This window comes from Agromyces sp. NBRC 114283, assembly GCF_030268405.1.
GTDB lineage: Bacteria > Actinomycetota > Actinomycetes > Actinomycetales > Microbacteriaceae > Agromyces > Agromyces mediolanus.
In genome coordinates, this window is record NZ_BSQP01000001.1 from 1,053,748 (window position 1) to 1,066,810 (window position 13,063).

General features: G+C 73.6%; 11 protein-coding genes. 3 read left to right on the plus strand and 8 right to left on the minus strand.

Annotated features, from left to right (window positions below; all coding sequences use genetic code 11):
• The gene (locus tag QSJ60_RS05035; RefSeq protein WP_230763835.1) at window positions 1-945 is read left to right on the plus strand and encodes an NADP-dependent oxidoreductase; all 945 of its coding nucleotides are present in this window, start codon (window positions 1-3) and stop codon (window positions 943-945) included.
• 78 nt (window positions 946-1,023) lie between these two features.
• Here QSJ60_RS05035 and QSJ60_RS05040 read toward each other — a convergent pair whose 3' ends face one another.
• From QSJ60_RS05040 to QSJ60_RS05055, 4 genes are read right to left on the minus strand one after another with little or no spacing between them, the layout of a single operon-like run.
• A complete protein-coding gene (locus QSJ60_RS05040; protein ID WP_285462846.1) occupies window positions 1,024-1,752 on the minus strand; it encodes an alpha/beta hydrolase family protein in 729 nt (242 codons plus the stop codon).
• A gap of 37 nt (window positions 1,753-1,789) precedes the next feature.
• Window positions 1,790-2,905 (minus strand): DUF2207 domain-containing protein, encoded by a 1,116-nt coding sequence (locus tag QSJ60_RS05045; protein ID WP_285462847.1) that lies wholly within the window; start codon window positions 2,903-2,905, stop codon window positions 1,790-1,792.
• 45 nt (window positions 2,906-2,950) lie between these two features.
• Window positions 2,951-5,833, minus strand: coding sequence for an aminotransferase class III-fold pyridoxal phosphate-dependent enzyme (locus QSJ60_RS05050; RefSeq protein WP_285462848.1), 2,883 nt, complete (start codon window positions 5,831-5,833; stop codon window positions 2,951-2,953).
• 22 nt (window positions 5,834-5,855) lie between these two features.
• On the minus strand, window positions 5,856-6,398 hold the full coding sequence (locus QSJ60_RS05055) for a hypothetical protein (RefSeq protein ID WP_230763842.1): 543 nt from the start codon (window positions 6,396-6,398) through the stop codon (window positions 5,856-5,858).
• A gap of 78 nt (window positions 6,399-6,476) precedes the next feature.
• Here QSJ60_RS05055 and QSJ60_RS05060 point away from each other — a divergent pair, with 78 nt between their 5' ends.
• Window positions 6,477-6,734 carry a hypothetical protein gene (locus tag QSJ60_RS05060; protein WP_285462849.1) on the plus strand — a complete coding sequence of 86 codons (258 nt, stop codon included), beginning with the start codon at window positions 6,477-6,479 and terminating at the stop codon, window positions 6,732-6,734.
• Between the two features lie 76 nt (window positions 6,735-6,810).
• Here the strand turns inward: QSJ60_RS05060 and QSJ60_RS05065 are convergent, their stop codons facing one another.
• From QSJ60_RS05065 to QSJ60_RS05075, 3 genes are all read right to left on the minus strand, one after another.
• Entirely contained in the window at window positions 6,811-8,403 is a 1,593-nt protein-coding gene (locus QSJ60_RS05065) for a molybdopterin-dependent oxidoreductase (protein WP_285462850.1), read from the minus strand.
• A 150-nt stretch (window positions 8,404-8,553) separates the two neighbouring features.
• A complete protein-coding gene (locus QSJ60_RS05070) occupies window positions 8,554-9,591 on the minus strand; it encodes an FUSC family protein (RefSeq protein ID WP_285462851.1) in 1,038 nt (345 codons plus the stop codon).
• A 9-nt stretch (window positions 9,592-9,600) separates the two neighbouring features.
• On the minus strand, window positions 9,601-11,424 hold the full coding sequence (locus QSJ60_RS05075) for a BCCT family transporter (protein ID WP_230763850.1): 1,824 nt from the start codon (window positions 11,422-11,424) through the stop codon (window positions 9,601-9,603).
• Window positions 11,425-11,459: 35 nt separating this feature from the next.
• On the opposite strand from QSJ60_RS05075, the gene QSJ60_RS05080 reads away from it, so the two are divergent.
• On the plus strand, window positions 11,460-12,395 hold the full coding sequence (locus QSJ60_RS05080; protein ID WP_285462852.1) for a 5'-3' exonuclease: 936 nt from the start codon (window positions 11,460-11,462) through the stop codon (window positions 12,393-12,395).
• Between the two features lie 5 nt (window positions 12,396-12,400).
• On the opposite strand, the gene msrA is transcribed toward QSJ60_RS05080, so the two are convergent.
• Window positions 12,401-12,949, minus strand: a complete 549-nt coding sequence (gene msrA / locus QSJ60_RS05085) for a peptide-methionine (S)-S-oxide reductase MsrA (protein ID WP_285462853.1) — start codon at window positions 12,947-12,949, stop codon at window positions 12,401-12,403.
• Between the last annotated feature and the right edge of the window lie 114 nt (window positions 12,950-13,063).

Consider the following 13,063-nt stretch of genomic DNA (forward strand, 5'->3'; position numbering starts at 1 on the left):
ATGGCTTTCGCGATCGAGTACGAGGAGTTCGGCGGACCCGAGGTGCTGCGGTACCGGGAGGTCCCGGCGGTCGAAGCGGGTCCGGGCGAGGTGGTCGTCTCCGTGCGCGCGATCGGGGTGAACCCGATCGACGCCAAGGTGCGCCGCGCGTTCCGGCCGAGCGGGCCGATCACGACGCCGCGCCGGCCGGGGGCGGATGCCTCGGGCGTCATCACCGCCGTCGGCGAGGGCGTGGCCGCCTGGCAGCCGGGCGACGAGGTCATCGTCGCCTGGGCCGCCCGCACCTACGCGAGCGAGGTCGCCGTGCACGCCGCCCTGCTCACGCCGAAGCCCGCCGAGATCTCCTTCGAGCAGGCTGCGGCGCTCGGCATCCCGGTCGGTACCGCCCACCAGGCGCTCGTCTCCCTCGACGTCTCCGCCGGTGAGACCGTGCTCGTGCACGCCGGCGCGGGAGCGGTCGGCCAGGCCGCCATCCAGCTCGCCCGCCGGGTCGGCGCCCGCGTCATCGCGACGGCGAGTGAACGCAATCACGAGCGGCTGCGCGAGCTGGGGGCCGAACCCGTGACGTACGGTGACGGGCTCGCCGAGCGCGTCCAGGCGCTCGCCCCCGGCGGCGTCGACGCCGCCCTCGACCTCGTCGGCACCGACGAGGCGATTGCCGTCTCGAAGCGCTTCGTGGGCGACCCGGCCCGCATCGGCACCATCGTGCTCGGGCCGCAGGCGGCGGAACTCGGCATCCGCGCCTGGAGCGGCGGCAGCCCGATCCCGCTCACGCCGGAGGAGCTCGGACTGCGCGCGGACGCCGTGCCGCTCGCCGCGCTGCTCCTCGCCGCCGGGCGCTTCGACGTCGAGATCGCGCAGCTGCTTCCCCTCTCGGAGGCCGCCGAGGCGCACCGGCTCAGCGAGACCGGGCACGTGCGCGGCAAGCTCATCCTCGTGCCGTAGCGCGCCCGGTCCGCTCGCGAGCTCGCGCGAATCGCCACCGTCCGGCGCCGGCGCGCGCCGTCCTCGCGACGTCGCAGCTCAGGCGAGCCGGGGACGGACGAAGTCGGCGACGAGCGGGGCGAGCTCCGCAGCGATCTCGGCGGGCGCGCGCTTCCTCCCCTTCACCTCGAAGGAGTGCCCGGCGCCGTCGAGCCACTCGAGCACGGCCGTCGGGCCGATGCGGGCGACGACCTCGTCGAGCTCGGAGTTCGGCGTCGCGAACGGGTCGTTCGTGCCCTGCAGGAACAGCATCGGCGTCGTCACGCCGTAGAGATGCGCGTCACGGAGCTGGCCCGCCTTGCCCGGCGCGTGCAGCGGATAGCCGAGGTAGACGAGCCCGTCGACCGGCATCCCCTCGGCCACCGCCATGGAGGCCATCCGCCCGCCGTACGACTTGCCCGCCGCCCAGATCCGCTCCTCGGCGGCACCGGCGTCGGCGGCGAGTCCATGGGCTGTCTCGACCGCCGTCCGCCACGCGGCGATCGCCGCGGCTGGCCGTCCGGGCATCCGCCGTCCGGCCTCGACGTACGCGAAGTTGAAGCGCAGGGTCGCGAAGCCGAGGCGGGTGAGCGCCCGGGTGAAGCCCGACATGAACGGATGCGCCATGCCGGCCCCGGCCCCGTGCGCGACGACGACCATGGCGAGCGCGTCGTCCGGTCGCGTCGCGACCGCCGAGACCGGGGTCCCGTCGACGTCGATCCGCAGTTCGTGCTCGGCGACCGAGGTCTCGGTCGGCTCCGGCTCCTGCTCGGGCTCCTGCTTGGTCATCTCGGCTCCTCTCGCGGTGCGGGGGCGGTCACTGGGCTCACGGGTTGAGCGCGTCGAAGAAGGCGCCCGCGTCCGCGATCACCTCGCCGCCGGCGTCGCGCAGCTCGCCGAGGGAGGCGAGCAGTTCGCCGGCGCCGCCCGCGAGCTCGATGAGCTGGGCGAGCTCGGCCGTGAGCTCGCCGAGCGCGGCCAGCGTCTCGCCGTTCGAAGCGCCCGGAGCGTTCGCGGCCTCGGCGGCCTCGAGCTTCAGCTTCGCCGCCCACTCCCGCTCGACGCCGAACACGACGGCGTACGGCAGGAGTCGTTCGTGCAGGTGGAAGCGCACCAGGGCGTCGCCGCCGGGGGCGTTCAGCTCGCCGCCCGCCGCCGGTGCCGCCGCCGGGGCGCTGTCTGCCGACTCCGGCACGAGCTGTGCGCCGCGCGGCGACTGCAGCTCCCGCAGACGATCCGTCTCTACGGCCACGAGGTACTGGCGCAGCCCGTCGAGGTGCTCCCGCTTCGGACGCGCCGCGGGCAGGTACTTCCGCCAGGACGCGGGGGTAATGATCACGGTGAGGATCGTCGCCGTGGTCGCGACGAGCGTCACGCAGAGCGCGAGCCAGTCGTTCGCGACGAGGGTGAAGACGATGAGCACCGCCTCCGAGAGCATGCCGAGGTACGCGAGCACCGTGAGCGTCGTGCCCGGCCAGCTGATGCGGCGGGTGGCGACGAGCCCCTCCCGGGCGAGCGAGTCCTCCGTGAAGCGCAGCAGCGCCTTGATCCGCAGGCCGAGGGCCCGGCGCTCGGCGGAGAAGCGGCGCAGCCGTCCCGGCACGTGGTCGGGGCCGACGAGCGCCTCGAGCACGGCGTACTCCTCGGGCGTGAAGCGGGCGCCGGGCACGATGACGACGCCGATCGGCGCCCGGTCGCCGGCCGAGGCATCCGCCACCAGCCGGATCTTGCGCCGAACCGCCAGATCGATCAGGGCCGCGGGCACCGCGCGGCGGTCGGCGTCGGCGAGGAGCGCGTCGCGGAGCACCGTCGACGCGCGGTCGGGAAGGTACTGCACGACGGGCGAGACCGCCGGCTGCCTGGAGACCAGCCGCACCGCGACGCCGAACGCCAGGATGACGATCGCCGGCACGAGCGCGACGGAGACGACGAGGGGCAGCACGGGCTCAGTCTAGGGATGACGCGGGGCGGGCGACGTCGCGGCGCGTCACCAACCCTCCGCGAGCACCCGGTCGAGCATCGCGACGAAGAAGTCGCAGCTCTCCCTGGTGATGACGAGCGGCGGCTTCGTCTTCAGCACGTTCTGGTGGTCGCCGGTCGGCTGCATCACGACGCCGAGCTCGAGCAGGCGGTCGCAGATCGCCGCGGTCTCCTCGGTCGCGGGCTCCAGGGTCTCACGGTCGCGCACGAACTCGACGCCGAGGTAGAGGCCGAGCCCGTGCACGGTGCCGATGAGCGGATGCCGGGTCTGCAGCTCCTCGAGGAGGCCCTTGAGGTACGCGCCGGTCTCGGCCGCGTGCTGCTGCAGCCCCTCCTCGGCGTAGCCGTCGAGCACGGCGAGGCCGGCGACCGAGGACGCCGGGCTCCCGCCCGTGGAGCTGAAGAAGTAGCCCTGCGTGCGGAACCGCGCCGCGATCTCGCGGCTCGTGATGACGGCGCCGAGGGGGTGGCCGTTGCCCATCGCCTTCGCGACGGCGACGACGTCGGGCACGACGCCCTGCTGCTCGAAGCCCCAGAACCACTCGCCGAGCCGCCCGTAGCCGGCCTGCACCTCGTCGGCGATCGCGAGGCCGCCCTCGGCGCGCACGGCGGAGTAGACCTCGGCGAGGTAGCCGTCGGGCAGCGGGATGCCGCCGGCGTTGCCGGTGAAGGTCTCTGCGATGAACGCGGCGGGCGGGCGGCCCGAGGCGGCGAGCTCGCGGATCGCGGCGGCGGCCTCCGGCGCGTAGCGGGCGGCGTCGGCGCCGCGGTAGCGCCCGCGGTACGGGTTCGGCGCCTCGATCGGGTGCACCCAGTCCGGGCGGGTGGCGAGCGCGTTCGGATTGTCGGCGATCGAGGTCGAGACGGCGTCCGAGCCGTACGTCCAGCCGTGGTAGGACTCGAGGACGCTGACGACGTCGCGCCGGCCGGTGGCGGCGAGGGCGACGCGGATGGCGAGGTCGGCGGCCTCCGATCCCGAGTTCACGAGGAACACGGTGTCGAGCGGCTCGGGCAGGAGCGCGGCGAGCCGCTCCGAGAACTCCACGACCGCCGCGTAGTGGAAGCGCGAGTTCGTGTTCAGCCGGCGCAGCTGCCGGGCGACGGCGTCGGCGACGCCCGGGTGCCCGTGCCCGAGCGGCGTGACGTTGTTCACCATGTCGAGGTAGACGCGGCCGTCGGTGCCGACGAGGTGTTCGCGCCAGCCGCGTTCGATCTGCGGCGGGGCGTCGTAGTAGTGCTCCTGCACCTCGGCGAAGGAGGCCTCGCGGCGGGCGAGGAGCGACGGGGCGGTGCGTGCGCCCGGTGCGGTCGCGGATGGAGTGGCCGGGTCAGCGAGCCCGAGGATCGGCGCGGGGTCGTCGGTGACGGCGAGCCAGCCCGCGGCGTACTCGGGGCGCACGAGGTGCGGCGCGTCGGGGCGGCCGAGGCGGGCGCGCACGCGGGTGCGCGCGGGCGCGATCCACTCGCCGTCGGCCTCCTGCAGTGCACCGTCGAGGATCAGATGCTCGGATGCCTCGAGGCGGGTCTGCTCGGCGAACCACACGTCGACGCCGAGCGGGATCGTCGCGGCCGACTCCGCCGAGCGGCGGATGCTCGCGGTCAGCCGCGGCACGGCGCGGGGCAGCCAGGCGGCGGATGCCCCGGCGTCGAGCGCGCGGGCGGCGAGCCGTTCCTCGAGCTCGACGCCGTCGAGCCACGCGCCGGCGTCGACCTCGTCGGCGAACACGGAGACGTCGAGCCGCGCGACGCCGGGGCGTTCGCCCGCCGCGGTCGTCGTGGTCGCCGCGCCGCCGCCGTCCTCGGCGAGGGCGTCGGCGATGACGGCCGTCATGACCGCGAGGGGCACCGACGTGGCGCGCTCGAAGATGCGCCACTCGCGGGCGATGCCCGCGGCCGCGTACGCGTTCTCGCCGCCGTCGAGCTGCACTTGATGCTCGCCGCTCACGACGAGCACCGCGGCCCGCAGCACCACGATCGGCCAGATCGCGGCGATCTCGGCTTCGCTGAGCGGGCGACGGGCGTGGAAGGCGCGCACGGCGGGCAGCACCGACACGGGCTCCGCCCCGTCGTGGTGCAGCACCGAGGAGATCGAGATCGCGAGCTCGGCGACCGCCCAACTGCGGGTCACGTCGCCGAAGTCGATCATGCCGTCAGGGCGGCGGATGCCGCGCTCGGTGCGGCACACGACGTTGTCGTCGGTGAGGTCGAGGTGCACGGCCTGCATCGGCAGCGTGTCGGCGAGCGGCGCGAGCACGGCCCAGGCCTCCGCCGTCGCGTCCTCGACGAGGGCGCGCCGCGAGGCATCCGGGTGGTGGGCTGCGAGGAGCGCGACGACGCGGTCCGCGACCCGCGGGTCCCATTGCAGCACTCGGTCGAGCCCCGCGTGGTCGAAGTCCGCGAGCGCCAGCACCGAGCTCGCGGCGAGCTCGCCGAGCCCGGCGACGACCGCGGGGGCGAGGTACGCGTCGCCGGTGAGGGTGCCGCCCTCGAGGAAGCGCAGCAGGCGGAGGTCGAGGCCGCCCTCGCTCGTCTCGGCGCGGGCGTGCAGCGGAGCGCCCTCCGCGTCGCGGAGCGTCGTCGCGATGCGGAGGGCCGGGGATGCCTCGGCGATCCGGGCCGCGGCCGCGTCCTGGGCGGCGAGCTCCTCCGCGCCGAAGGCGGGGTTCGTGATCTTCACGACGCCGATCGGGGTGCCGGTCGAGGCATCCGGCGAGCCGTCGCCGACGGCGCGGGCGAGGAAGTTCTGGTCCTGCTGGCTGCCGAGCGGCTCGAGCGCGAGCGCGATCCCCCAGTGCTCCCGGGCGATGGCCGCGACCTCGGCGGCGGGCAGGTTCGGGGCGGGGAGTTCGCCGGCGCTGAAGAAGTCGAAGCCGCGGGGCGCGTCGGGCATGGGGTCGTTCGTCCGTTCCATGTCAGTGGATGAGGGCTTTCGCGACGATGATCACGACGCCGAACGCGGCGGTCGTGAGCGAACCGAGCACGCGGATGGGCCACGGGGCGCCTCGGCGCTGGAAGGCGATGAAGCCGAGCACGGCGAGCACCGCGACGCACGTCCACAGGGCCACCCAGATGGTGGCCCGGTCGTCGATGACGCGGGCGGCGCCGAAGAGCAGGATGCTCGAGGGGATGAGGGCGGACAGCAGCAGTCCGAGCGAGCGGCGGAAGGCGGCGCGGAACGACTCGCGGATGCCGACGATGCGGTCGTGCGCGAGGCCGTGCCCGGCGACCGTGCCGGCGTAGAGGTGGGCGAGCCAGAACACGACGACCGTGATCATGACCGTGGTGAAGACGGTGAACGAGGTCGCGCCGTGCACGCCCGAGACAGCGATCAGGCCGGCGACGAGGATGACGCCGTAGACGGCCTCCTCGGTGGCGAAGCTCGCGCGCAGGAGGCGGCTCGTCGGCGACTCCGGGGTCGGCCGGCCGGCGGCGGGAGCGGGCGTCGATGCGGGCACGCTGCCAGCCTAGGGCTCCGCCGGCGACGCGCCGGTGCGCTCCGGACGATGTCGGAGGCCGCGCGTACCGTGTGTGCCATGACGAACCGCACGATGAGCCTCGAATCCGACCCCGCCGCCGGCACCGCGCCCGCCCGGGCCGTCGACGAGCGCTGCCCGCGGTGCGACTCGCACGCGGTGCACGTGATCCTCTACGGCCCGCTCGACCTCGAGGTCGAGGCCGCCGCCGACCCCGACACCGGGCTCGACGGCTTCAGCTTCGACGACGCGCCCATCTTCGACTGCCGCGAGTGCGGCTTCGAGTGGGGCCTCGCCGTCCGAGAACTGCTCGGTTGAGGGCCGCACCCCGAGGGGCGTGGCCGGCGCACCGCGGCGGTTCAGCGCACCTCGCGTGTTCAGCGCACCTCGCGTGTCAGCGCACTTCGACGGTGCGGCGGTCGAGGCCGGTCGCGCCGTCGGGGGCGGGCGGGCGGCGCTCGGCGGTCTGCACGGTGCCGTCCGATCCGACGGCGCGCACCTGCAGTTCGTGGGAGCCCGGTGAGGCATCCCAGGCCCAGCGCCACTGCACCCAGGTGTCGTCCGAGATAGCGTTCGCGAGCTCGGCCTCCTGCCAGGCGCCGCCGTCGACGCGCACCTCGACCCGCTCGACGCCGACGTGCTGGTACCAGGCCACGCCCGCGACGACGACGGTGCCGGTCGCGACCGGCTCGCGCGGCACGTCGATGCGGCTGGACAGCTTCACCGGGCCGCGCTCGCTCCAGCCGCGGTCGGTCCAGTACGCCCGGGCCCGGTCGAAGCGCGTCACCTCGAGCTCGGTCACCCACTTCGTGGCCGAGACGTAGCCGTAGAGTCCGGGCACGACAAGTCGCACGGGGAAGCCGTGCTCGGCGGGCAGCGGCGCGCCGTTCATCCCGATCGCGAGCAGCGCGGCTCGCCCGTCGCGCAGCACCTCGAGCGGGGTGCCCGCCGTGAACCCGTCGATGCTGCGGGAGAGCACCATGTCGGCGTCCGCCGAGACGCCGGCGCGGTCGAGCAGCGCGGCGATCGGGTAGCCCAGCCAGGTGGCGTTGCCGATGAGCGAACCGCCGACTTCGTTCGAGACGCAGGCGAGCGTGACGGCATGCTCCTCGAGCGGCAGGGCGAGCAGCTCGTCCCAGCCGAGCGTCACCTCCCGCTCGACCTGCCCGTGCACCCGCAGCTGCCAGTCGGCGGGATCGATGACCGGCACCTGCAGCGCCGTGTCGATGCGGTAGAAGTCCTCGTTCGGTGTGATCAGCGGAGTGAGTCCGTCGACGTCGAAGGCGGCGCCGGCGGGGATCGCCGGGGCGGGCGTCGCCGGCGCGGGCAGTCGGATCGCGTCGCGCGCGGCGCTCGCGACCCTCGCGCCGGCCCGCAGCGTCCACCCGCCGATCCCGGCGAGCACGCCGAGCGCCGCGGAGCCGGCGGCCCAGGCGAGGAAACGGCGGCGGTCGGGCCCGGTCGGCAGGGTGGATGCCTCGGCATCCGCGGTCGCGCCGTCGCTCGCCGGGGCCGCGGGGTCCGGGGGCACTGCCGGGGCCGCGCGCGCCGCGAGGCGCACGAGCCGCCGCAGCAGCACGACGGCGACGAGCGCGCTGACGAGCGGTGGCGCGAGGTCGAGCGGTGAGAACTGCGCGCGGGTAGCGGTCGCGACGACGCCGGCGGCACCCGCCGCGACGACGAGCAGCGTGCCGATCGGAGGACGGATCGCCTCGAGCACGCCCGCGGCGGCGGCGAGCAGCGCGAGCACGAGCGCGATGCCGACGATGAGCGCGAGTTTGTCGGCGGTGCCGAAGAGGGCGATCGCGGCATCCTTCGCCCAGGCCGGGGCGAGATCCACCGCGAGGCTGCCGACGTCGGTGATGGGCCCGCCGCTCGGGGCGACGAACGCGGCGACGAGCTCGCCTGAACCGAGGCCCGCTCCGACCGCGACGAGTCCCGCGAGCGCCGCGTCACGGCGTCGCGCCGTTCGAACGGCCCCGGTCACCCCGTCAGCCTACGCTCGCACTCCGGAACTGGGCCTCGCCTGCACCGCTCGGTGGGCATGACGTCAGTTTTTACGGGTGCGGAGCCGCGCCGACCCGCAAATACTGACTTCGTGCGGGTTGGGGCGGGATCGGGGGTGCGGGACGGGCGCTCAGCCCTCGTCGAGCAGCTCCGCGTGGATCCGGCGCAGATCCTCCATGAGCGAGCCGATGAGGATCCAATGCCCCGAGCGCGGCGCCGTCACGACGAGCGGAGCGGTGAGTGCCGGCACCGCCGAGGTCATCGGAGCCGGCTCCGGCTCGATCTCCGCGAGGTGCACCGCGAGCCGAACGTCGTGCGCTGCGCGGCGCAGCTGCTCCGCGATCGCCTGCACCGCGGGCTCCTCCGAGAGCGCCGGGTCGTAGTGGTCGAGGGTCGCCCGGGTCATCCCGATCACCTGCGTCACGATCGGGCTCAGCTTCTCGATCAGCGCCCGCAGTTCGCGCAGTTCGTCGCGGTGCGCCGAGCGCCGCGGGTTCAGGGTGAGCGACTCCTCACCGGCCGCGATGGATGCCTCCGCGGCATCCCGCATCGGCCGCATGAGCCGCGCCTCGAGCATGAGCTGCTGCATCGCGTGCGACGACTGCGGCGACTCGAGGGCCGCCGCGAGGCGGCTGAGGCTCGCTGCGAGCTCCCCGCCGAGGAGGGCGAGGTCGCGGCGCGCCGGACCGACGAGCACCGGCGGCACGATGAGCGCGTTCACGACGATGCCGATCGCCGCGCCGATCAGGGTCTCGAAGATGCGGTCGATCGCGTACTCCGGACTCGACGAGCCGAGCGCCAGCACGAGCATCGCGCTGATCGCGACCTGATTGCCGGTGCCGGGCGTCACCTTCAGCGCCCAGGCGACGAGCATCGCCACCACGATCGCGACGAGCACCACCCAGCTCGCCGAGCCGAACACGAGGCCGAGCGCCGAGGCGATCACGACACCGGCGATGACGCCGATGCTGCGTTCGATCGCCTTCGCGAACGACTGGTTGACGCTCGGCTGGACGACGAGCAGCGCGGCGATCGCGGCGAACACGGGCAGCTGCCCCTGCACGATCCAGCCGGCGACGAGCCACGCCGCGATGGTCGCCACCGCCGACTTCGCCACCTGCAGCAGCGACGCCCGCTTCGCGGCCCGGAACGCGGCGGTCATGCCCATGCGACCACGCTACTGCGGCGTGCCCCTCGGCTCGTCCTCGCCGTGCTCGGGGATCTCCGGATCGTCGAGCACGGCCAGCTCGTCGCGGTCGACGAGCTCGTCGACGTCGGCGCCTGGCACGCCGAGCTCGTCGCGCCGCTCCGCCTCGAGCGCGGTCGCCGAGAGCCGCCGCTCCGACGCCGGGGCATCCGCCAGGCCGAAGCGCCGCCGCAGCGAGCGCACCCAGCGCGGCTGGGCGCCGAGCGGCGCGCCCTCGCCGGGCTCCGCCTCGAGGCCGTACACCTCGCCGATCCGATCGATGAAGGCCGCGCGCTGCGCCCGCTCGTACGCCCGCCGCTCCCGGCGGAACGCGATGATCGTCGACCAGCAGATCAGCAGCATCACGATGCTGAACGGCAGCGCGATGATGATCGCCGCGGTCTGCAACGCGGTGAGCCCGCCGCTCAGCAGCAGCGCGATCGCGAGCAGCGCCGTGATCGCGGTGAAGAAGGTGCGGATCCAGCGCTTCGGGTTCAGCTGCCCGCCCGTCGCGATCATGCCCATGACGAGCGCGCCCGAATCAGCGGAGGTGACGAAGAAGATCGCGATCAGGATGATGACGCCGATCGTCACGATCTGCGTGCCCGGCACGTACTCGAGCAGCTGGAACAGCGCCCCCTGCACGTCGACCGTGCCGTCGGGCCGGGTGAGCGCGCCCGGGGTCTGCAGCTCGATCGCGAGCGCCGAGCCGCCGAGCACTGCGAACCACAGGATGCCGAGCAGCGTCGGCACGATGATGACGCCCATGACGAACTCGCGCACGGTGCGGCCCTTCGAGACGCGCGCGATGAAGATGCCGACGAACGGCGCCCACGAGATCCACCAGCCCCAGTAGAACGACGTCCACGACGCCTGCCACTGCTCGCCCGCCTCGCCCTGGAACGCGCTCGTGTTGAACGAGAGGCCGACGAAGTTCTGGATGTAGTTGCCGATGGACTGCACGAACTCGCGCAGCAGGAACTCGCTCTGCCCGAACACGAGCAGGTACAGCACGAGCAGCCCGGCGAGCACGAGGTTCGCCGTCGACAGCCACTTCATGCCCTTCGTGACGCCCGACAGCACCGAGAACAGCACGAACACCGAGATCACCAGGATGATGATCACTTGGGTGAACTCGTCCGGCTCGGCGAAGCCGGCCGCGTGCAGGCCGGCGCTGATCTGCAGCACGCCGAGGCCGAGCGAGGTCGCGACGCCGAAGAGCGTGCCGACGAGGGCGATTACGTCGATCGCGTGCCCCCAGCCGCCCTCGACGCGCTTGCCGAGGAGCGGCTCGAGCGTCCACCGGATCGAGATCGGTCGGCGGCGCCGGTGGATGGCGTACGCGAGCGCCAGTCCGATCACGACGTAGATCGCCCAGGCGTGGATGCCCCAGTGCAGGTACGTCTGGCTGAGCGCCGACTGGGCGAGCTGCTCCGGGGTACCGGTGACGCCGGGTCGCGGCGAGACGAAGTGGCTGAGCGGCTCGCTCACGCCGTAGAAGACGAGGCCGATGCCCATGCCCGCGGCGAAGAGCAGCGACAGCCACGCCGGGAAGGAGAACTCCGGCTCGTCGTCGTCCCGGCCGAGCTTGATGTCGCCGAAGCGACTGAAGCCGAAGAACAGGCTGACCGCGACGAAGAACGCGGCAATGAGCACGTAGTACCAGTTGAAGGTGTTCACGATGCCGGACTGGATGGCGCCGAACACCGTCTCGGCGGCGTCGGGGGCGACGAGGGCGAACACCACGAAGGCGACGATCACGACCGCCGCGGGCCAGAACACCCAGCGCTGAACAGGCGGAAGTCGTTTCTCCATGCGTCAAAGGTAGCGAGGCGTGGCAGGATCGGCGCATGACCGACCGCATGATGCTCCTCGACACCGCGTCGCTCTACTTCCGCGCCTTCTTCGGCGTGCCCGACTCGATCGTTTCGCCCGACGGCACCCCGGTGAACGCCGTGCGCGGCCTCGGCGACATGATCGCGCGGCTCACCACGGACTACGAGGCGACGCACCTCGTTGCCTGCTGGGACGACGACTGGCGGCCGGCCTGGCGGGTCGAGCGCATCCCGAGCTACAAGGCGCACCGGGTGGTCGAGGCGGTGCCGGGCGGCGTCGACGTCGAGGAGACGCCGCCGGGGCTCGTCGCGCAGATCCCGCGGATCCGCGAGCTCCTCGACGTGCTCGGCATCGCCGTGGTCGGCGCGCCGGAGGCCGAGGCGGATGACGTCATCGGCACGCTCGCGACGGGCGCGCCCATGCCCGTCGACATCGTCACGGGCGACCGCGACCTCTTCCAGCTCGTCGACGACGCCGCCGGCGTTCGGCTCATCAACACCGCGCGCGGCATGAGCAAGCTCGAGGTCGTCACCGAGGCGACGGTCGTCGGCAAGTACGGGGTGCTGCCGCAGCAGTACGCGGACTTCGCGACGCTGCGCGGGGATGCCTCGGACGGGCTGCCGGGCGTCGCCGGCGTCGGCGAGAAGACCGCCGCGGGCCTGCTGCAGACCTTCGGCACCCTCGACGGGGTGCTCGCCGCGGCGGAGGCGGGGGAGCCCGGCATGTCGGCCGGGGTGCGGGCGAAGCTCGCCGCGGCGGCCGACTACCTCGCCGTGGCGCCCGAGGTCGTGCGAGTGCGGCGGGAGCTGCCGCTCGGCTTCGAGCCGGACGCGGCGAAGCTCCGGCCGCTGGACGCCGCCGCCCGCGAGCGGCTCGAGCAGCTCGGCGCCGAGTGGAACCTCGGCGGCACGGTCGGCCGGCTCGACGCCGCGCTCGACCGCACCGCCTGAGCCGGTTACTCCGCCGCGCTCGCCTGCTCGCGCTTCGGCAGCACCCAGCCGGGCCGCGCGAAGTGGCAGGTGTAGCCGTTGGGGATGCGCTCCAGATAGTCCTGGTGCTCGGGCTCGGCCTCCCAGAACGGGCCGCTCGGCTCGATCGTCGTGACCGCGTCGCCCGGCCAGAGGCCCGAGGCATCCACGTCGGCGATCGTCTCCCTGGCGACCTGCTCCTGCTCGGGGCTCGTCGGGAAGATGGCCGAGCGGTAGCTCGTGCCGAGGTCGTTGCCCTGGCGGTTCAGGGTCGTCGGGTCGTGGATCTGGAAGAAGAACTCCAGCTGCTCGCGGAAGCTCGTCTTCGCGGGGTCGTAGACGATCTCGATCGCCTCGGCGTGGCCCGGGTGGTTGCGGTACGTCGCGTGGTCGTTCTGCCCGCCCGTGTAGCCGACGCGGGTGCTGATGACGCCGGGGCGGCGGCGGATGAGGTCCTGCATGCCCCAGAAGCAGCCGCCGGCGAGCACCGCGGTCTCGGTGCCGGGGATGGTGGTGATGGCGCCGGTGTCGGTCATGTCCGCTCCTTCGTTCTCGTGGGCTCGCGGTCGCACGGGCCCACAGAGAAGAACGTAAGCGGCGGCCAGGGTGTTCCGCGAGTCCGGCGGTCTCCCGCGACCGCCGGATCACGG

Bases quoted from the DNA above. Each gene is read 5' to 3' on its own strand.
- QSJ60_RS05035 (WP_230763835.1), top strand. From the start codon at position 1: ATGGCTTTCGCGATCGAGTACGAGGAGTTCGGCGGACCCGAGGTGCTG.
- QSJ60_RS05040 (WP_285462846.1), bottom strand. From the start codon at position 1,752: ATGACCAAGCAGGAGCCCGAGCAGGAGCCGGAGCCGACCGAGACCTCG.
- QSJ60_RS05050 (WP_285462848.1), bottom strand. From the start codon at position 5,833: ATGCCCGACGCGCCCCGCGGCTTCGACTTCTTCAGCGCCGGCGAACTC.
- QSJ60_RS05060 (WP_285462849.1), top strand. From the start codon at position 6,477: ATGACGAACCGCACGATGAGCCTCGAATCCGACCCCGCCGCCGGCACC.
- QSJ60_RS05070 (WP_285462851.1), bottom strand. From the start codon at position 9,591: ATGGGCATGACCGCCGCGTTCCGGGCCGCGAAGCGGGCGTCGCTGCTG.
- QSJ60_RS05075 (WP_230763850.1), bottom strand. From the start codon at position 11,424: ATGGAGAAACGACTTCCGCCTGTTCAGCGCTGGGTGTTCTGGCCCGCG.
- QSJ60_RS05080 (WP_285462852.1), top strand. From the start codon at position 11,460: ATGACCGACCGCATGATGCTCCTCGACACCGCGTCGCTCTACTTCCGC.
- msrA (WP_285462853.1), bottom strand. From the start codon at position 12,949: ATGACCGACACCGGCGCCATCACCACCATCCCCGGCACCGAGACCGCG.